Origin of the sequence: Pseudomonas putida (assembly GCF_028682395.1) — a bacterium.
Taxonomy (GTDB): Bacteria; Pseudomonadota; Gammaproteobacteria; order Pseudomonadales; family Pseudomonadaceae; genus Aquipseudomonas; species Aquipseudomonas putida_AB.
The window spans coordinates 237,481-256,895 of record NZ_JANHLC010000006.1 but is presented as its reverse complement, the minus strand read 5'-3'; the positions used below and the strand labels follow the sequence as shown (position 1 = coordinate 256,895).

Here is a 19,415-nt window from a genome sequence, read left to right as displayed (position 1 = left end):
TAACCCGGTTTCAGTAGGGTGACTTCTTGGGTTTGACCCACTAGAATGCATGCCCTTGATTCTGGGGTCGGAAACGGCCGGCTAACGTCTGTGCAACGAGGAATATCCATGCAAGTTTCTGTTGAAAATACTTCTGCTCTTGAGCGCCGCATGAGCATCACCGTGCCGGCTGAGCGCATTGAGACCCAGGTCAACAAGCGTCTGCAGCAGACCGCCCAAAAGGCCAAGATCCCAGGCTTCCGCCCTGGCAAGGTGCCAATGAGCGTTATCCGTCAGCGTTATGAAGCTGACGCTCGTCAGGAAGCCGTAGGTGACGTGATTCAATCGTCCTTCTACGAAGCTGTCGTTGAGCAGAAGCTCAACCCAGCCGGTGCCCCATCCGTTGAGCCTAAGGTTCTGGAAAAAGGTAAGGATCTGGAATACGTCGCTACTTTCGAAGTGTTCCCTGAGTTCACCGTTGCGGGTTTCGACTCCATCGCGATCGAGCGTCTGAGCGCTGACGTGACAGATGCCGACCTGGACAAGATGCTCGACATCCTGCGCAAGCAGAACACCCGTTTCGAAGTGACCGAGCGTGCTGCTCAGAACGAAGATCAACTGAACATCGACTTCGTCGGCAAGGTTGACGGCGAAGCATTCGCCGGCGGCTCCGCCAAGGGCACCCAGCTGGTTCTGGGTTCCGGCCGCATGATTCCTGGCTTCGAAGACGGCCTGGTAGGCGCTAAAGCAGGTGAAGAGCGGGTTCTGAACCTGACGTTCCCTGCGGACTACCAGAACCTTGATCTGGCCGGTAAAACTGCCGAATTCACCGTGACCGTCAACTCGGTATCCGAGCCTAAGCTGCCTGAGCTGAACGAAGAGTTCTTCGCGCAGTTCGGCATCAAGGAAAGCGGTCTGGAAGGCTTCCGCACCGAAGTTCGCAAGAACATGGAGCGCGAGCTGCGTCAGGCGATCAAATCCAAGGTCAAGAATCAGGTAATGGACGGCCTGCTGGCTGCCAACCCGATTGAAGTGCCTAAGGCTTTGCTGGAAAACGAAGTGAACCGCCTGCGCGTTCAAGCCGTTCAGCAGTTCGGTGGCAACATCAAGCCTGATCAACTGCCGGCCGAGCTGTTCGAAGAACAAGCCAAGCGCCGCGTTGTTTTGGGTCTGATCGTGGCTGAAGTGGTCAAGCAATTCGACCTCAAGCCTGACGAAGATCGCGTTCGCGAAATGATTCAGGAAATGGCTTCCGCCTACCAGGAGCCAGAGCAGGTTGTGTCTTGGTACTACAAGAACGACCAGCAACTGAACGAAGTCCGTTCGGTTGTGCTGGAAGAGCAAGTTGTAGATACTGTTCTGCAGAAGGCGAATGTGACCGATAAATCGGTCTCCTACGAAGAAGCTGTCAAGCCGGTGGAAGCTCCACAAGCCGACTGATTTTCTGCTTCGCTGGAAAATACAGACCATAAGCCAGCCTCGAGCTGGCTTATGCGTATTCAAGACATGACTATTTGGGAGTGACTGCAGGACATGTCCCGCAATTCTTATATTCAGCAGAGCTCTGACATCCAGGCCGCAGGCGGCCTGGTCCCTATGGTTATCGAGCAGTCCGCCCGTGGCGAACGCGCCTACGACATCTACTCGCGTCTGCTCAAAGAGCGGATCATCTTCCTGATCGGCCCCGTAGAAGACTACATGGCCAACCTGGTCGCGGCGCAGCTGCTGTTCCTTGAAGCGGAAAACCCGGACAAGGATATCCATCTCTACATCAACTCGCCGGGCGGCTCGGTCACTGCTGGTATGTCGATCTACGACACCATGCAGTTCATTCGCCCTGATGTTTCCACGACTTGTATTGGCCAGGCCTGCAGCATGGGGGCTTTCCTGCTCGCCGGCGGTGCTCCGGGCAAGCGTCATTGCCTGCCGAACTCGCGCATGATGATCCACCAGCCACTGGGCGGTTTCCAGGGCCAGGCTTCGGATATCGATATTCATGCCAAGGAAATTCTGTCCATTCGTCATCGCCTGAATACGCTGCTGGCCCATCACACCGGGCAAAGCCTCGAAACCATTGAGCGTGACACTGAGCGTGACAATTTCATGAGTGCCGAGCGGGCAGCTGAGTATGGCCTGATCGACTCTGTCATGACGAAGCGTCACATGCCTGCTTAAGCAGCACAAATGCACGTGGCTAGGGTTGCGGGCTTGAAAAAGCCCGCAATTGCCTTCATCTTGTGCTGCAAGCCTATCGGATTTGGATCGATCGAATGACTGACACCCGCAACGGCGAGGACAACGGCAAACTGCTCTATTGCTCCTTCTGTGGCAAAAGCCAGCATGAAGTACGCAAATTGATTGCCGGCCCCTCGGTCTTTATCTGCGACGAGTGCGTCGACCTGTGCAATGACATCATCCGTGAGGAGGTGCAGGAAGCCCAGGCCGAGAGCAGCGCGCATAAATTGCCTTCGCCAAAAGAAATCAGCGGCATCCTTGATCAGTATGTGATTGGTCAGGAACGCGCGAAAAAGGTGCTGGCAGTAGCGGTGTACAACCACTACAAACGCCTTAACCAGCGCGACAAGAAAAATGACGACGTTGAACTCGGCAAAAGTAACATTTTGCTGATCGGGCCAACCGGTTCGGGTAAAACCCTGCTGGCTGAAACCCTGGCGCGTCTCTTGAATGTACCGTTCACCATCGCTGACGCAACCACGCTGACAGAGGCTGGTTATGTGGGCGAAGATGTGGAAAACATCATTCAGAAACTGTTGCAGAAGTGCGACTACGATGTCGAGAAAGCCCAGATGGGCATTGTCTACATCGATGAAATCGACAAGATCTCCCGTAAGTCCGACAACCCCTCGATCACTCGAGATGTGTCTGGCGAGGGTGTGCAGCAGGCCTTGCTGAAGCTGATTGAAGGCACGGTTGCCTCGGTTCCGCCTCAGGGCGGCCGCAAGCACCCGCAGCAAGAGTTTTTGCAGGTCGATACGCGCAATATCCTGTTTATCTGCGGTGGTGCGTTCTCGGGGCTGGAGAAGGTTATCCAGAATCGTTCGACGCGCGGCGGTATCGGTTTCGGTGCTGAAGTTCGCAGCAAGGAAGAAGGCAAGAAGGTCGGCGAGTCTCTGCGTGAAGTGGAGCCGGACGATCTGGTCAAGTTTGGCCTGATCCCTGAGTTCGTCGGACGTCTGCCGGTGCTTGCGACATTGGACGAGCTGGATGAGGCTGCATTGATGCAGATCCTCACTGAGCCGAAAAATGCGCTAACCAAACAGTACGCCAAGCTTTTCGAGATGGAAGGTGTCGACCTGGAGTTCCGTACCGATGCCCTGAAGTCCGTGGCCAAGCGTGCGCTGGAGCGTAAGACCGGTGCCCGTGGGTTGCGTTCTATCCTGGAAGGCGTGTTGCTCGACACCATGTATGAAATCCCCTCGCAAACCGAGGTGAGCAAAGTGGTGATCGACGAAAGCGTTATCGAAGGGAAGTCCAAGCCACTGTATATCTATGAGAACAGTGAGCCTGCTGCCAAGGCTGCTCCCGACGCTTAACAAGCGTTGGATGACGTTGTAAAAGAGGGGGCCTTCGGGCCCCTTTTCTTTTCCTGTCCCGGATCCTGCCCCCAGAGCTTGTTTTTTTCCTGGGCAGCCCCCATCTTGCTTTCAAGCTTACATTCATCTTTTTACGGCCCTATGGCCGTCGCAGAGGCGAACTCATGAAGACCACCATCGAATTGCCTCTCTTGCCATTGCGTGATGTGGTTGTGTATCCGCACATGGTTATCCCGCTGTTCGTGGGGCGTGAGAAATCCATCGAGGCCCTCGAGGCTGCGATGACTGGCGACAAGCAGATCCTGCTGCTTGCGCAGAAGAATCCCGTTGATGACGATCCAGGCGAAGACGCCCTGTATCGCGTCGGTACTATCGCTACCGTCCTGCAATTGCTGAAGCTGCCAGACGGCACTGTAAAGGTGCTGGTCGAGGGTGAGCAGCGCGGTGCGGTTGAGCGTTTCAGTGAGGTCGACGGCCATTGCCGGGCCGAAGTGTCGCTGATCGAAGAAATCGATGCTCCCGAGCGTGAATCCGAAGTTTTTGTGCGTAGCCTGCTCGCACAGTTCGAACAGTATGTTCAGTTGGGCAAAAAGGTGCCGCCAGAGGTCCTGTCGTCCCTTAACAGCATCGACGAGCCCAGCCGCCTGGTAGATACCATGGCGGCCCATATGGCGTTGAAGATCGAGCAGAAGCAGGACATCCTCGAAATTATCGATCTGTCTGCCCGTGTTGAGCACGTGCTGGCCTTGTTGGATGCCGAAATCGATCTGTTGCAGGTTGAAAAGCGCATCCGCGGTCGTGTGAAGAAACAGATGGAGCGCAGCCAGCGTGAGTACTACCTGAATGAGCAGATGAAGGCCATTCAGAAGGAACTCGGTGATGGCGACGAAGGCCACAATGAAATCGAAGAGCTGAAAAAGCGCATCGATGCCGCCGGTCTGCCCAAAGATGCCATGACCAAGGCCCTGGCCGAGTTGAACAAGCTCAAGCAGATGTCGCCGATGTCGGCCGAGGCAACGGTCGTACGTTCCTATATCGACTGGCTGGTGCAGGTGCCGTGGAAGGCGCAGACCAAGGTGCGCCTGGATCTGGCGCGGGCTGAAGATATCCTCGATGCCGACCACTACGGTCTGGAAGAAGTCAAAGAACGCATTCTTGAGTACCTCGCCGTACAGAAACGCGTGAAGAAAATTCGCGGCCCGGTTTTGTGCCTGGTGGGGCCTCCTGGCGTGGGCAAGACCTCGCTGGCTGAGTCCATTGCCAACGCTACCAATCGCAAATTCGTACGCATGGCCTTGGGTGGCGTGCGCGATGAAGCCGAAATTCGTGGTCATCGACGCACCTACATCGGTTCGATGCCGGGTCGTTTGATTCAAAAGATGACAAAGGTAGGCGTGCGTAACCCGCTGTTCCTGCTCGATGAAATCGACAAGATGGGCAGCGATATGCGCGGCGATCCGGCATCGGCCCTGCTGGAAGTGCTGGATCCGGAGCAAAACCACAATTTCAACGATCACTATCTGGAGGTCGACTACGACCTGTCCGATGTGATGTTTCTGTGCACCTCCAACTCGATGAATATTCCGCCAGCGTTGTTGGACCGGATGGAGGTGATTCGTCTGCCGGGTTACACCGAAGACGAGAAGATCAATATTGCGGTCAAGTACCTGTCTCCCAAGCAGATCCAGGCCAACGGTCTGAAGAAGGGCGAGCTTGAGTTCGAAAACGACGCCATTCGCGACATTATCCGTTACTACACCCGTGAAGCGGGCGTGCGTGGTCTGGAGCGCCAGATTGCTAAGGTGTGCCGTAAGGTCGTGAAGGAGCATGCCACCGAGAAGCGTTTTGCGGTCAAGGTCAGTGCTGACCTGCTCGAGCATTTCCTGGGCGTGCGTAAATTCAGCTACGGCTTGGCCGAACAGCAGGATCAGGTCGGCCAGGTGACCGGTCTGGCGTGGACGCAGGTGGGTGGCGAACTGCTGACGATCGAAGCGGTCGTTGTGCCCGGCAAGGGGCAGTTGATCAAGACCGGCTCGCTGGGCGATGTCATGGTCGAGTCGATCACGGCGGCCCAGACCGTGGTGCGTAGCCGGGCGAAGAGCCTGGGCATTCCCCTGGACTTCCATGAGAAGCACGACACCCATATCCATATGCCCGAAGGCGCGACGCCGAAGGACGGCCCTAGCGCCGGCGTAGGCATGTGCACGGCATTGGTGTCGGCGTTGACCGGCATCCCTGTACGAGCAGATGTTGCGATGACCGGTGAAATTACCCTGCGGGGTCAGGTGCTGGCTATCGGCGGTCTCAAGGAGAAGTTGCTGGCCGCACACCGCGGTGGCATCAAGACCGTGATCATTCCTGAAGAGAATGTTCGCGATTTGAAAGAAATTCCTGACAATATCAAGCAGGATCTTCAGATTAAACCGGTTAAATGGATTGACGAGGTCCTGCAAATTGCGCTGCAATACGCGCCGGAGCCCTTGCCAGATGTGGCCCCGGAGATAGTCGCGAAGGATGAGAAACGCGATTCGGATTCTAAGGAAAGAATCAGCACTCATTAGTACGCATTAAGCCTGGGGGGCTTCCTTGACAGCTTTTTAGAGCCCTTGTTATAAAGCGGCTCTTAAGTGTCTGCAGGCCATTCAGCACACGTTTTTGTATCGACCAAAAAACTTAGAATTATTCTTAAATTGATATAAGGGGACTTAGAGTGAACAAGTCGGAACTGATTGATGCTATCGCTGCATCCGCTGACATCCCGAAAGCTGCTGCTGGCCGTGCGCTGGACGCAGTGATCGAATCCGTCACTGGCGCTCTGAAGGCTGGTGACTCCGTAGTTCTGGTTGGTTTCGGTACGTTCTCCGTCACTGATCGTCCTGCGCGTATCGGTCGTAACCCACAAACCGGTAAGACACTGGAAATCGCCGCCGCCAAGAAGCCAGGCTTCAAGGCCGGTAAAGCTCTGAAAGAAGCGGTTAACTAAGCTTCTCGGGTCTTTCCCATCCGGGTCGGGTCTACGCCTGACCTGGCAGCGGGGCGGTGGTTCGGGGCTGGCAGCGCGCCAGGCTTGAATACCGGGAGTTGCCGTTCGAACTCTTCCGCTCCGCCAGTTACGAGAAGGCGCATCCTCGGATGCGCCTTTCTTCTATCCGGACTCTACCCACGCTCCACGGTTGCTTAATCTGAAGTGCAACCGTTTCTGGGGGACGCATGCTGCAAAATATCAGGGACAATTCACAAGGCTGGATTGCCAAGACCATCATTGGTGTCATCGTCGCTTTGATGGCGTTGACCGGTTTCGATGCCATTTTCCAAGCCACTTCCACGAGTCAGGACGCGGCCAAGGTCAACGGCGAGGAAATCACCCAGAACGAATTGAGCCAGGCGGTCGACATGCAACGTCGCCAGCTCATGCAGCAACTGGGCAAGGATTTCGACGCGTCGTTGCTCGACGAAAAAATGCTGCGCGAGTCATCGCTCAAGGGGCTGATCGATCGCAAGCTGCTGCTGCAAGGCGCAGAGCAATCGAAGTTCGCTTTCTCCGAGGCGGCTCTGGACCAGGTCATCCTGCAAACGCCTGAGTTTCAGGTTGATGGCAAGTTCAGTGCCGATCGTTTCGACCAGGTGATTCGTCAACTGGGCTACGGTCGGATGCAGTTCCGCCAGATGCTGGCCCAGGAAATGCTCATCGGCCAATTGCGCGCCGGTCTGGCTGGCAGTGGGTTTGTCACCGATGCCCAGGTTCTGGCGTTTGCCCGACTGGAGAAGCAGACGCGTGATTTCTCTTCGCTGACCATCAAGGCTGATCCATCGGCGGTCAAATTGACGGACGAAGAGGTCAAGGCCTACTACGACGAGCACGCCAAAGAGTTCATGACGCCTGATCAGGTCGTGATCGACTACATCGAGCTGAAGAAATCGGCGTTCTTTGATCAGGTCAACGTCAAGGACGAAGAGCTTCAGGCGCTTTATCAGAAAGAAACCGCCAACCTGGCCGAACAACGTCGGGCGGCGCACATCCTGATTGAAGTGAACGACAAGCTCAACGATGCCCAGGCTAAGGCCAAGATCGAAGAGATCCAGCAGCGCCTGGCCAAAGGCGAGGACTTTGCCGCGCTGGCCAAGGAGTTCTCCCAGGACCCAGGTTCGGCGAACAACGGCGGCGACCTCGGTTTTGCCGGTCCGGGTGTCTACGATCCGACGTTCGAAGAGGCGCTCTACGCGTTGGCTAAAGACCAGGTCTCGGCACCGGTACGTACCGAGTTCGGTTACCACCTGATCAAGCTGTTGGGTGTTGAAGCGCCGGAAGTTCCAAGCTTTGCCAGCCTGAAAGACAAGCTGACCCGCGAGCTGAAAACCCAGCAAGTGGAGCAGCGTTTTGTCGAGGCCACCAAGCAGCTCGAGGACTCTTCGTTCGAGGCTTCCGATCTGGCCCAGCCAGCTCAGGACCTTAATCTCAAAGTGCACACCTCCGCCGCATTCGGGCGTGAAGGTGGCGAAGGCGTGACCGCCAACCGTGCAGTGATCCAGGCTGCGTTCAGCCCGGAAGTGCTGGATGAGGGCGCCAACAGCACCGCCATCGAGCTTGATCCGGAAACCGTGATCGTGCTGCGTGCCAAGGAGCACCGCAAGCCTGAGCAATTGCCTCTGGAAAGCGTTGCAAGCAGTATTCGCGCCCAACTGGCCAAGGAACACGCTACGGCTGACGCCAAGGCCCAGGCCGAGGCGCTGATCGCTAAGCTGCGCGAAGGGAAAGCCGAGCCGACGCTGACCTGGAAAACCCAGGAAGCCGTGGCACGTGGTCAGGAAGGTATTGATCCGGCCGTACTGCAGGCTGTGTTCCGCATGCCCAAGCCGCAAGGCAAGGACAAGCCGACCTTTACCAGCGTGACCCAGGCCGATGGCAGCGTCGTGGTGGTGCGTCTGAACGGTGTCAATGAAGCCGCTGCGCCGACCGAGGAAGAAAAAGCCTCTTATCGTCGTTTCCTGGCTTCTCGTGCCGGTCAGCAGGACTTTGCTGCCTACCGCAAACAGCTGGAAAGCGAGGCGGATATCAAGCGCTTCTAAACGCTTGCTCCCCTGCGTTTCGGCAAAGAGAAAGGCCGCTCATATGAGCGGCCTTTTTTTGTGCGGGCGATTTGTGTGTGGAGAAGCTCGCGATCAAGCGGGTTCGGTGGCCTGCGGGACCATAAAGGCCGCTTCGAGCAGCTGTTGGGTGTAGGGGTGCTGTGGCGCGGCAAAGATGCCTTGAGCGTCGCCCTGTTCGACGACCTGGCCATGCTTGACCACCATCAATTGATGGCTGATCGCCTTGACCACCGCCAGGTCGTGGCTGATAAACAGGTACGTCAGGTTGTACTTGCGTTGTAGCGAGCGCAGCAGGTCGACCACCTGGCGTTGCACCGTACGATCCAGGGCCGAAGTCGGCTCGTCGAGGAGGATCAAGGCGGGCTTGAGCACCAGGGCCCGGGCGATGGCGATTCGTTGGCGCTGCCCGCCGGAGAACTCGTGGGGGTAGCGATCACGGGTCTGTGGGTCCAGTCCGACTTCCTGCAAGGCTTCGATAATCGCCTGTTCCTGCTCCGCTTCGGTGCCGATTCGGTGGATGCGCAGGCCCTCACCGACAATCTGGCTAACGCTCATTCGCGGGCTCAGGCTGCCAAAGGGGTCCTGGAACACCACCTGCATCTCGCGGCGCAAAGGGCGGACCTGTTGCTGGGTCATTTCATCCAGGCGCCGGCCCTCGAAGTGAATCGCGCCTTGGCTGGCGATCAATCGCAGGATCGCCAGGCCCAGGGTCGATTTGCCCGAGCCGCTCTCGCCGACAATGCCCAGGGTCTGGCCCTGGGGCAGGCTGAAATTGATGCCGTCGACGGCTTTGACGTGATCGACGGTGTGACGCAGAAATCCTTTCTTGATCGGGAACCAGACTTTCAGGTCATTAACCTCAAGCAGCGGAGCGCCAGGCGGATTGGCGGCGGGTTCGCCCCGGGGCTCGGCGCTGAGCAGCTCGCAGGTATAGGGATGCTGGGGCGCGCGGAACAGTGCTTCGCACGAGGCCTGCTCGACAATCTGCCCGCGTTGCATCACGCACACCCGATGGGCAATGCGCTTGACCAGGTTGAGATCATGGCTGATCAACAGCATGGCCATGCCCAGGCGTGCCTGGAGTTCCTTGAGCAGTTCAAGGATTTTCAACTGCACGGTGACATCGAGGGCCGTGGTGGGCTCATCGGCAATTAACAGTTCCGGTTCGTTGGCCAGGGCCATGGCAATCATCACACGTTGCCGCTGGCCGCCTGAGAGCTCGTGGGGCAGGGCCTTGAGGCGTTTGTGCGGCTCGGGTATGCCCACCAGCTCCAATAGCTCCAGGGTGCGCCGAGAGGCGGCTTTACCCCGGAGCCCCTTGTGGATCAGCAGTACCTCGTTGATCTGCTTCTCGATGGAATGCAGCGGGTTCAGCGATGTCATGGGCTCCTGGAAAATCATTGCGATCCGGTTACCGCGGATATGGCGAATGCTTTTCTCTGGCAGGGTCAGCAGATCCTGCCCGGCATAGTGAATGCTCCCGCTGGGGTGGCGGGCGAGCGGGTAAGGCAGCAGGCGCAGGATCGAGTGCGCGGTGACCGACTTTCCGGAGCCACTCTCACCAACCAGCGCCAGGGTTTCGCCACGCCGGATATCGAAGCTGATGTGCTCGACCACGCGCTGGCAGCGTTCAGCGCCGACAAATTCGACGGCGAGGTCGCGGATTTCGATCAGATTGTCCTGATTCATCTCATTTTCTCGGGTCGAAGGCATCGCGGGCGGACTCGCCGATAAACACCAGCAGGCTCAGCATGATCGCCAGGACGGCGAAGGCGCTGATGCCCAGCCAGGGCGCTTGCAGATTGGATTTGCCCTGGGCGACCAGTTCGCCCAGGGACGGCGCGCCCGGGGGCAGGCCAAAGCCAAGGAAGTCCAGGGCCGTCAGGGTGCCGATGGCGCCGGTGAGGATAAAAGGCATGAAGGTCATGGTGGAGACCATGGCATTGGGCAGGATATGACGGAACATGATGGCCCCGTTCTGCATGCCCAGGGCCCGTGCTGCGCGCACGTACTCCAGGTTGCGGCCGCGCAGGAACTCGGCGCGCACCACATCCACCAGGCTCATCCAGGAGAACAGCAGCATGATGCCCAGCAGCCACCAGAAGTTGGGCTGCACGAAGCTGGCCAGGATGATCAGCAGGTACAGCACCGGCAGCCCTGACCAGATTTCCAGGAAGCGTTGCCCGGCCAGGTCGACCCAGCCGCCGTAGAAACCCTGCAGCGCGCCGGCGATGACCCCGATGATCGAGCTGAGAATGGTCAGCGTCAGGGCGAACAGCACCGAGATCCGAAAGCCGTAGATCACCCGGGCGAGTACATCGCGGCCCTGGTCGTCGGTACCCAGCCAGTTGTCCCGCGACGGCGGGGCCGGCGCCGGGACCTTGAGGTCATAGTTGATGCTTTGGTAGCTGAACGGGATCGGCGCCCAGAGTGTCCAGGCGTCCTTGGCGGCCAGCAGCTCGCGGATATAGGGGCTCTTGTAGTTGGCTTCCAGGGGGAATTCGCCGCCAAAGGTGGTCTCCGGGTAGCGCTTGAGCGCCGGGAAGTACCAACCGCCGTCATAGTGGATAGCCAGGGGTTTGTCGTTGGCGATCAGTTCAGCGCCCAGGCTGGCGACAAACAGCAGCAGGAACAGCCACAGCGACCACCAGCCCCGTTTGTTGGCCTTGAACAGTTCGAAGCGGCGGCGATTGAGGGGGGATAGTTTCATCTCAATGCTCCCGGCTTTCGAAGTCGATACGCGGGTCGACCAGGGTGTAGGTGAGGTCGCCGATCAGTTTCACCACCAGGCCGAGCAAGGTGAAGATAAACAGCGTGCCGAAGACCACCGGGTAATCACGGTTGATCGCCGCTTCAAAACTCATCAGGCCCAGGCCGTCGAGGGAGAAGATCACCTCGACCAGCAGCGAGCCGGTGAAGAAGATCCCGATAAAGGCCGATGGGAAGCCGGCGATCACCAGCAACATCGCATTGCGAAACACGTGGCCGTACAGCACGCGGTTGCGGGTCAGGCCCTTGGCCTTGGCGGTGACCACGTACTGCTTGTTGATCTCGTCCAGAAAGCTGTTCTTGGTCAGGAGTGTCATGGTTGCGAAGTTGCCGATCACCAAGGCGGTGACAGGCAGCGCCAGGTGCCAGAAGTAATCGAGGATCTTGCCGCCCAGGCTCATCTGGTCGAAGTCATTGGAGGTCAGCCCGCGCAGCGGGAACCAGTCGAAATAACTGCCGCCGGCAAAGACCACGATCAACAGGATGGCGAAGAGGAAGGCGGGGATGGCGTAGCCGACAATGATCGCCGAACTGGTCCAGACATCGAAGTGACTGCCATGGCGCGTAGCCTTGGCGATCCCCAGCGGGATTGATACGAGGTACATGATCAGCGTGCTCCAGAGCCCCAGGGAAATGGACACCGGCATTTTTTCCTTGATCAGGTCGATCACCTTGGCGTCGCGAAAAAAGCTCTCGCCGAAGTCCAGGCGGGCATAGTTCTTGATCATGATCCACAAGCGTTCCGGCGCCGATTTGTCGAAGCCGTACATCTTCTCGATTTCCTTGACCAGTGCCGGGTCCAGGCCCTGGGCGCCGCGGTAGCTGGAGCCGGCGACCGAAACCTCGGCACCGCCGCCGCCGATCCGGCTGGTCGCGCCCTCGAAGCCTTCGAGCTTGGCGATCATCTGTTCCACCGGACCGCCGGGGGCGGCCTGGATGATCAGAAAGTTGATCAGCAGAATGCCGAACAGCGTGGGAATGATCAGCAGTAAACGCCGAAAGATATACGCCAGCATCTTATTGCTCCACGGCCGGTGCTTCGGTGGCCTGAACTTCCGCTGCCGGCTTGGCTTCGGGTTTTATCCACCAGGTGCTGGTGCCGACATCGTAGCGCGGTGACACCTTTGGATGGCCGATATGGTTCCAGTACGCCACGCGCCAGGTCTTGATGTGCCAGTTGGGGATGACGTAGAAGCCCCATTGCAGTGCGCGGTCGAGGGCGCGGGCATGGGTGACCAGGCTTTGCCGTGAGTCGGCATTGATCAGGCCTTCGACCAGGCTGTCGATGGCCGGGTCCTTGAGGCCGATATAGTTGCGGCTGCCGGGATTGTCGGCGCTGGAGGACTTCCAGTACTCGCGTTGCTCGTTGCCCGGCGACGTCGACTGGGGGAAGCTGCCCACGACCATGTCGAAGTCGCGCGAGCGCAGGCGATTGATGTACTGAGAGACATCGACACGGCGGATTTCCAGGTCGATACCCAGGTCGGCGAGGTTGCGTTTGAAGGGCAGCAGCACCCGTTCGAATTCGGTCTGGGCCAGCAAAAACTCGATCTTCACCGGTTTGCCGTTGCTGTCCACCATCTTGTCATCGACGATGCGCCAGCCGGCTTCCTGCAGTAACTGATAGGCCCGACGTTGCTGGTCGCGGATCATGCCGCTGCCGTCGCATAGCGATGGCTGGAAGGCGTCGGTAAAGACCTCGTCGGGAATCTTGCCGCGCAGGGGCTCGAGGATCGCCAGCTCATCGGCATCCGGCAGGCCGGTAGCGGCCATTTCGGAGTTCTCGAAATAGCTGCGGGTGCGGGTATAGGCACCGTTGAACAGTTGCTTGTTGGTCCACTCGAAGTCGAGCAGTAGGCTGAGGGCATGGCGTACGCGCACATCCTGGAAAATCGGCTTGCGGGTATTGAACACAAAGCCCTGCATGCCGGTCGGGTTGCCGTTGGGGAGTTCTTCCTTGATCAACCGGCCCTGGGCCACGGCGGGGGTGTTGTAGGCGTTTGCCCAGTTCTTCGCGCTGATCTCCAGCCAGTAGTCGAACTGGCCGGCCTTGAGGGCTTCGAGCGCCACGGTGTTGTCGCGGTAGTAGTCGATGGTCATCACATCGAAGTTGTAGAACCCGCGGTTGATCGGCAAATCCTTGCCCCAATAGTCCTTGACCCGCTCATAGCGTACCGAGCGCCCTGGTTTGACTTCGGTGACCTTGTACGGCCCGCTGCCGAGGGGGAACTCCAGATTGCCCTTGGTAAAGTCACGGTGCTCCCACCAGTGCTTGGGCAGCACCGGCAGTTGGCCGAGGATCAGCGGCAGCTCGCGATTGTTGGCGTGCTTGAATTTGAACAGCACACGCAGCGGGTCTTCGGCGATGACCTCGGCGACATCTGCGTAGTAATTGCGGTAGATCGGAGCGCCGTCCTTGATCAGGGTCTGGAAGGTAAAGACCACGTCCTCGGCGCGCACCGGGTGACCGTCGTGAAAGCGCGCTTCGGGACGCAGGTAGAAACGTACCCAGGTGTTGTCCGGGGCTTTTTCGATGCGGCTGGCGAGCAGGCCGTACTCGGTGACCGGCTCATCGAGGCTCTGGCGGGCGAGGGTGTCGTAGATCAGGCCGATTTCGTCGGCGGGCACGCCTTTGCTGACGAAGGGGTTGAGGCTGTCGAAGCTACCGAAGGCGGCCTGGCGGAAGGTCCCGCCTTTGGGCGCATCCGGGTTGACGTAGTCGAAATGCTTGAAGTTGGCCGGGTACTTGGGCGGGTCGCTGTAGAGGGTGATCGCGTGATCCGGCGCCGCCTGGGCGACGGTACCAAGGGCGGCGAACAGCAGGCCGCAAGCGGGTGCGAGCAAGGCACGCAAAGGCATCATGGGGCTTTCTCCGAAGTCTTCAGCCACCAGGCACTCAACCCCAGGGTGTAGGGCGGCGTGGTGACCATGGCAAACCTGTTGCGGTAGGCCAGGCGATGATAATTGAGGTACCAGTTGGGAATGCTGTAGTGCTGCCACAGCAGCACGCGATCCAGGGCCCGGCCGGCCGCCAGTTGTTCGTCACGGGTCTGGGCGGCAAGCAGCAGTTCCAGCAGGTGGTCGACCACCGGGTTGGCGACGCCAGCGTAGTTTTTGCTGCCCTTGACGCCGACCTGGCTGGAATGAAAGTACTGCCACTGTTCCAGGCCCGGGCTGAGGGTCTGGTCGAGCGTCATCAGGATCATGTCGAAGTCGAACTGGTCCAGGCGCTGTTTGTACTGGGCGCGGTCGACAGTGCGCAGGCGGGCATCGATGCCGATGCTGGCGAGGTTCTCCACGTAGGGCTGCAGGATTCGCTCCAGATTGGGGTTGACCAGCAGAATCTCGAACCGCAACGGTTGGCCGTTGCTGTTGACCAGGCGCTGGCCCGACAGCTTCCAGCCGGCCTCACCCAGCAACCCGAGAGCGCGGCGCAGGGTTTCGCGGGGGATGCCGCGGCCATCGGTCTGGGCCAGGGTAAAGGGCTGGGTGAAAAGCTTGGCCGGCAGTTGCTCGCGGTAAGGCGACAGCATCAGCCATTCCCGGCCCTGGGGCAGGCCCGTGGCGGAGAACTCGCTGTTGGGGTAGTAGCTGCTGGCTCGCTGGTAGGCGCCGCTGAAGAGCGTGCGGTTGGTCCACTCGAAATCGAACATCAGGCCCAGCGCTTCACGCAGTTGCGCATTGGCAAAGGTGGCGCGGCGGCTGTTCATGAACAGCCCCTGGGTCTGGGTAGGAATCTGGTGGGGGATCTGCGCCTTGATCACATCGCCACGGCGCACTGCCGGAAAGCTATAGCCATTGGCCCAGTTCTTGGCCTGGTGCTCGATATAGATATCGAACTCGCCCGCCTTGAAGGCTTCGAAGGCGACGTCGCTGTCGCGGTAGAACTCGACCTCGACCCGGTCGAAATTGTACTTGCCGCGATTGACCGGCAACGCTGCGCCCCACCAGTCCTTGACGCGCTCGAAGATCACTTGGCGGCCCGGCTGGACCTGGCTGATGCGGTACGGCCCGCTGCCCAGGGGCGCCTCGAAGGTGGTGGCCTTGAAGTCGCGGTTTTTCCAGTAGTGCTGGGGCAGCACTGGCAACTCGCCCAGGCGCAGGATCAGCAGTGGGTTGCCGGAGCGCTTGAAGACAAACCGGATGCGCTGCGGACCGAGTACATCAACGCGCTGCACTTCCTGCAGGTTGGTCCGGTATTGCGGGTGACCTTCCTTCAACAGCAGGCGATAGGAGAATGCCACGTCGTAGGCTGTGATGGGGCTGCCATCGTGAAAGCGGGCTTCGGGACGCAGGTTGAACACCACCCAACTGCGGTCCTCGCTGAACTCCACGGTGCGGGCAATCAGGCCATAGCTGGCGGTCGGCTCATCGCCCGAGGGGGCGTACTGGCCGGTACCGACCATCAGGGTTTCATTGAGCTCGTTGACGCCGTATTGCAGAAAGTTCGGCGTCGCGACCGGGCTGGTGCCCTTGAACGTGTAGGGGTTGAGCGTATCGAAGGTGCCAAATGCCATGACCCGCAATGTCCCGCCTTTCGGCGCATCGGGGTTGACCCAGTCGAAGTGGGTGAATTTGGCTGGGTACTTGAGCGTGCCGAACTGCGCATAACCATGGCTTTCGCTGATTGTCGCGCTTGCGGGAAAGCTCAAGGCCAGGCTGATGAAGAGCGTGAGGAGGGGACGCATCAAGTCAGAGATCCGATCCAGGCGGCTTGGGCTATAGGCCTCGGAGAGTAACAGCTTGTCTGGACAGGAAAAAGGCCGCGCGCAGTGGTGTGGCAGATACCGTTGTTCGCGCCCGGCGGGCAAGGGCTGCCCGGGGCGTGGATAATAGGGGGGAAGGTGCTTGCGCCCGGCAGATATTGGCCGGGCATGGGTTTAGTGCGGCTGGTAAACGGTCAGGATCTGGCCCGGCTTGAGTGCCTGGCCGGTACGCGGATTCCAGCGCTTGAGGTGCTGCATCTCGACATTGAAGCGCTTGGCCACGATGTACAGCGAGTCACCCTTGCGCACTTTGTACTGGGTGGATTTCTTGGTGGCGGGACGGTTGTCCTGCATCACCAGGGTCTGGCCGACCTTGAGGTTGTGCCCGGTCAGATTGTTCCAGCGCTGCAGGTCATGCACCTGGACCTTGTTGGCTTTGGCGATGACGGTCAGGTTGTCGCCATTCTTGACCCGGTAACTGCGGTTGAGCTTGCCCTCGGAGCCTTCGAACACCGCTTTGCGCGGGCGCTGGCTGATCAGCTCTTCAGGGCGCATAGTCGAGAGGCTGCTGGTCAGCAGTTGTGCTTTGGAGGTGGGCACCAAGAGATGCTGCGGGCCATCAATGGTGGTGCGCTGCTTGAATGCCGGGTTGAGCTGGAACAGCTCGTCTTCGTCGATCTCGGCAATGGCGGCGACCTTGGACAGGTCCATCGGCATCTTGAGTTCGACGACTTCGAAGTAGGGCTCGTTGGCGATCGGGTTGAGGTTCACGCCATAGGCGGCCGGGGCCAGCACCACCTGGGACAGGGCCAGCAACTTGGGCACGTAGTCGCGGGTTTCCTGGGGCAGCGGCAGGTTCCAGTAGTCGGTCGGCAGGCCGAGCTTTTCATTGCGCTCGATGGCCCGGCTGACGGTGCCTTCGCCGGCATTGTAAGCGGCAAGTGCCAGCAGCCAGTCGCCGTTGAACATATCGTGTAGGCGCGTCAGGTAATTCATCGCTGCCAGGGTGGACGCCGTGATGTCCTTGCGTCCGTCGTAGAAGCGCGTTTGACGCAGGTTGAAGTAGCGCCCGGTGGACGGAATAAACTGCCAGAGGCCGACCGCTTTGGCTGGCGAATAAGCCATCGGGTTGTAGGAGCTTTCAATGACCGGCAGGAGCGCAAGCTCCAACGGCATATTGCGCTCTTCGAGTCGCTCGACGATGTAGTGGATGTAGAGGCTGCCGCGCTCGCCGGCGTTTTCCAGAAACGAAGGGTTGCTAGCGAACCACAGGCGTTGTTGCTCAATGCGCGGATTGACGCCCAGGCCTTCCTGCAATTGGAAGCCCTGGCGCATGCGCTCCCAGACGTCCTGCGGAACTTGCGGGCTGGGTTTTTCGCTGAGCCAGATAGGCTTTTGCTTGATTCGGGTATTGATACTGGGCGTCGACGCAACGGTTTCCTGCGTCGAGTGATCCATGCTCTGGCAGCCCGCCAAAGTGGCGGACACAGCCACTGCGATGGCTTGAGCCAACCGCGTCAATGTGTCTGATGAAAAGGTTCTACGTATAGATGACGACATTGGCTGGAAGTAAGTTCCGGGCAAAAATGTCGGCCGATTCTAGAAACCGAGTGGGACATGGTCAACCATTCAAAATTTCCGAGTCTATTGCTAGGAATTATTAAAAGCTGTCTTTCCACGTCCGCAAAGTAGCAAAAACCTCGCTTGGGGACTGATTGTCGAGGCCATTCCGTTCGTCCGCTTTTTCTTTAACAGATGTTTCGGTGGTCCGCAAAAAGGGGTTGGTGAGCTTTTCCAGGGCCAGGTTGGAGGGCAGGCTGATGCGCCCCTCGGCACGCCAGCCGGCGACCTGCGCCAGGCGTTCGCTGATATGTGCATTTTCCGGCTCGACGGCTAGGGCAAAGCGCAGGTTGCTCAGGGTGTATTCATGGGTGCAATACACCTGTGTCGAGGCCGGTAGGCTGGCCAGGCGGCTGAGGGAGGCGTACATCTGCTGCGGCGTGCCTTCGAACAGGCGACCGCAGCCGGCGGCAAACAGGGTATCGCCGCAAAACAGCAGCTCGCCGTGATAGTAGGCGATATGCCCCAGGGTATGGCCGGGAACACCAATGATCGAAAAATCCAGGCCAAGTACCTGGACCTGGTCGCCATCGCCCAGTGCCAGGTCGCGGCCAGGGATGTTTTCCGTGGCCGGCCCCATGACCCGGGCGCCGGTGAGTTGCTTGAGTTGCTCCACGCCACCGACATGATCGAAGTGGTGGTGAGTGATCAGGATGTCCTCCAACTGCCAGCCCGGATTTGCCTCGAGCCAGGCCAGCACGGGGCCCGCGTCACCGGGATCGACCACGGCGCAGCGCTGGCGGGCCGGGTCGCGCAACAACCAGATGTAGTTGTCGGTAAAGGCGGGGAGGGCATCGATCTGTATCATCAGGGAATTCGCCAAGCGGATAACAATGGCGCATCTTAGAGCCTGTGATCGATCTAGGCGAGTTGGAGAATTTCATGACCGACAAGGCTTTCGCCCAAGCCGACCCCGAGTGGCTGGCGCTGATTAGCGCGGCGCGAGATTGGCTGTCCAGTCCCATCGGGCAGCTGTTGCTGGAGGAAGAGCGGCGCATGCTCGAGGATGAGCTCGGGCGTTTTTTCGGCGGGTATCTGGTGCATTACGGGCCGGGCGCGCAAAAGCCGCCGAGCGCGCCGCAGGTGCAACGTAATGTTCGCCTCGGGGCGCCGCTGCCGGGGGTCGAGATCGTTTGTGAAGAGCAGGCCTGGCCGCTCAGTGAGCATGCCGCCGACGTGGTGGTGTTGCAGCATGGCCTGGATTTTTGCCTGTCGCCCCATGGTCTGCTGCGTGAGGCCGCCAGTAGCGTGCGCCCGGGCGGGCACCTGGTGATCCTGGGCATCAATCCCTGGAGCAGTTGGGGGCTGCGGCATCTGTTCGCCCACGATGCCCTGGCGCAGGCGCGGTGCATTGCTCCTTCACGCGTGGCCGACTGGCTGAACCTGCTGGGCTTTGCGCTGGAGAAACGCCGCTTCGGGTGCTATCGTCCGCCGCTGGCTTCGCCTGTCTGGCAGACGCGCCTGGCCGGCTGGGAACGGTTGGCCGGAGGCTGGCAATTGGCCGGCGGCGGCTTCTATCTCCTGATCGCGCGCAAGATCGCCGTGGGCCTGCGGCCCGTGCGCCAGGCCCGGCGCGAGTCGATGGGCAAGCTGCTGCCGTTGCCGATGGCCAAGGTCAATCGCCGCCGCAGCGAGCCGTAATCCACAGATGCTTCAGTTTCGGCCGGTTTCCGGCCCTGGGTTCTGCCGAGCGATTGCC

Annotated in this window: 14 protein-coding genes; 7 read left to right on the top strand and 7 right to left on the bottom strand. The window is 59.4% G+C overall.

What is annotated here, in order from left to right:
- Positions 1-108 precede the first annotated feature (108 nt).
- The 6 genes from tig to NPS46_RS16460 all read left to right on the top strand — a co-directional run bounded on the left by tig (position 109) and on the right by NPS46_RS16460 (position 8,600).
- Positions 109-1,419 (top strand): trigger factor, encoded by a 1,311-nt coding sequence (gene tig / locus NPS46_RS16485; protein ID WP_274109062.1) that lies wholly within the window; start codon positions 109-111, stop codon positions 1,417-1,419.
- Positions 1,420-1,512: 93 nt separating this feature from the next.
- Positions 1,513-2,154 carry an ATP-dependent Clp endopeptidase proteolytic subunit ClpP gene (gene clpP / locus NPS46_RS16480; protein ID WP_274108924.1) on the top strand — a complete coding sequence of 214 codons (642 nt, stop codon included), beginning with the start codon at positions 1,513-1,515 and terminating at the stop codon, positions 2,152-2,154.
- A 95-nt stretch (positions 2,155-2,249) separates the two neighbouring features.
- Positions 2,250-3,533 carry an ATP-dependent Clp protease ATP-binding subunit ClpX gene (gene clpX, locus NPS46_RS16475; protein WP_274108922.1) on the top strand — a complete coding sequence of 428 codons (1,284 nt, stop codon included), beginning with the start codon at positions 2,250-2,252 and terminating at the stop codon, positions 3,531-3,533.
- A gap of 164 nt (positions 3,534-3,697) precedes the next feature.
- Positions 3,698-6,094: an endopeptidase La gene (lon, locus tag NPS46_RS16470; protein ID WP_274108920.1), complete on the top strand. Its 2,397-nt coding sequence runs from the start codon at positions 3,698-3,700 to the stop codon at positions 6,092-6,094.
- A 149-nt stretch (positions 6,095-6,243) separates the two neighbouring features.
- Positions 6,244-6,516, top strand: a complete 273-nt coding sequence (locus tag NPS46_RS16465; protein WP_002552737.1) for an HU family DNA-binding protein — start codon at positions 6,244-6,246, stop codon at positions 6,514-6,516.
- A 227-nt stretch (positions 6,517-6,743) separates the two neighbouring features.
- Positions 6,744-8,600: a SurA N-terminal domain-containing protein gene (locus tag NPS46_RS16460; protein ID WP_274108918.1), complete on the top strand. Its 1,857-nt coding sequence runs from the start codon at positions 6,744-6,746 to the stop codon at positions 8,598-8,600.
- 93 nt (positions 8,601-8,693) lie between these two features.
- On the opposite strand, the gene NPS46_RS16455 is transcribed toward NPS46_RS16460, so the two are convergent.
- The 7 genes from NPS46_RS16455 to gloB all read right to left on the bottom strand — a co-directional run bounded on the left by NPS46_RS16455 (position 8,694) and on the right by gloB (position 18,524).
- Positions 8,694-10,310, bottom strand: a complete 1,617-nt coding sequence (locus NPS46_RS16455; RefSeq protein ID WP_274108917.1) for an ABC transporter ATP-binding protein — start codon at positions 10,308-10,310, stop codon at positions 8,694-8,696.
- A gap of 1 nt (position 10,311) precedes the next feature.
- A complete protein-coding gene (locus NPS46_RS16450) occupies positions 10,312-11,331 on the bottom strand; it encodes an ABC transporter permease (RefSeq protein ID WP_274108915.1) in 1,020 nt (339 codons plus the stop codon).
- A gap of 1 nt (position 11,332) precedes the next feature.
- Positions 11,333-12,406, bottom strand: a complete 1,074-nt coding sequence (locus NPS46_RS16445) for a microcin C ABC transporter permease YejB (protein ID WP_274108913.1) — start codon at positions 12,404-12,406, stop codon at positions 11,333-11,335.
- Between the two features lies 1 nt (position 12,407).
- Positions 12,408-14,252 carry an extracellular solute-binding protein gene (locus tag NPS46_RS16440; protein WP_274108911.1) on the bottom strand — a complete coding sequence of 615 codons (1,845 nt, stop codon included), beginning with the start codon at positions 14,250-14,252 and terminating at the stop codon, positions 12,408-12,410.
- Positions 14,249-16,078 (bottom strand): extracellular solute-binding protein, encoded by a 1,830-nt coding sequence (locus NPS46_RS16435; protein ID WP_274108909.1) that lies wholly within the window; start codon positions 16,076-16,078, stop codon positions 14,249-14,251. Before NPS46_RS16435 ends, NPS46_RS16440 begins: the two co-directional genes overlap by 4 nt.
- Positions 16,079-16,270: 192 nt before the next feature.
- Positions 16,271-17,656, bottom strand: a complete 1,386-nt coding sequence (locus NPS46_RS16430) for a transglycosylase SLT domain-containing protein (RefSeq protein WP_274108907.1) — start codon at positions 17,654-17,656, stop codon at positions 16,271-16,273.
- Between the two features lie 100 nt (positions 17,657-17,756).
- Complete coding sequence (gene gloB / locus NPS46_RS16425; protein WP_274108905.1) at positions 17,757-18,524, bottom strand: hydroxyacylglutathione hydrolase; 768 nt, start codon at positions 18,522-18,524, stop codon at positions 17,757-17,759.
- A gap of 74 nt (positions 18,525-18,598) precedes the next feature.
- Between gloB and NPS46_RS16420 the strand changes: the two genes are divergently transcribed.
- Positions 18,599-19,357, top strand: coding sequence for a class I SAM-dependent methyltransferase (locus NPS46_RS16420; protein WP_274108903.1), 759 nt, complete (start codon positions 18,599-18,601; stop codon positions 19,355-19,357).
- The last annotated feature ends 58 nt before the right edge of the window (positions 19,358-19,415 follow it).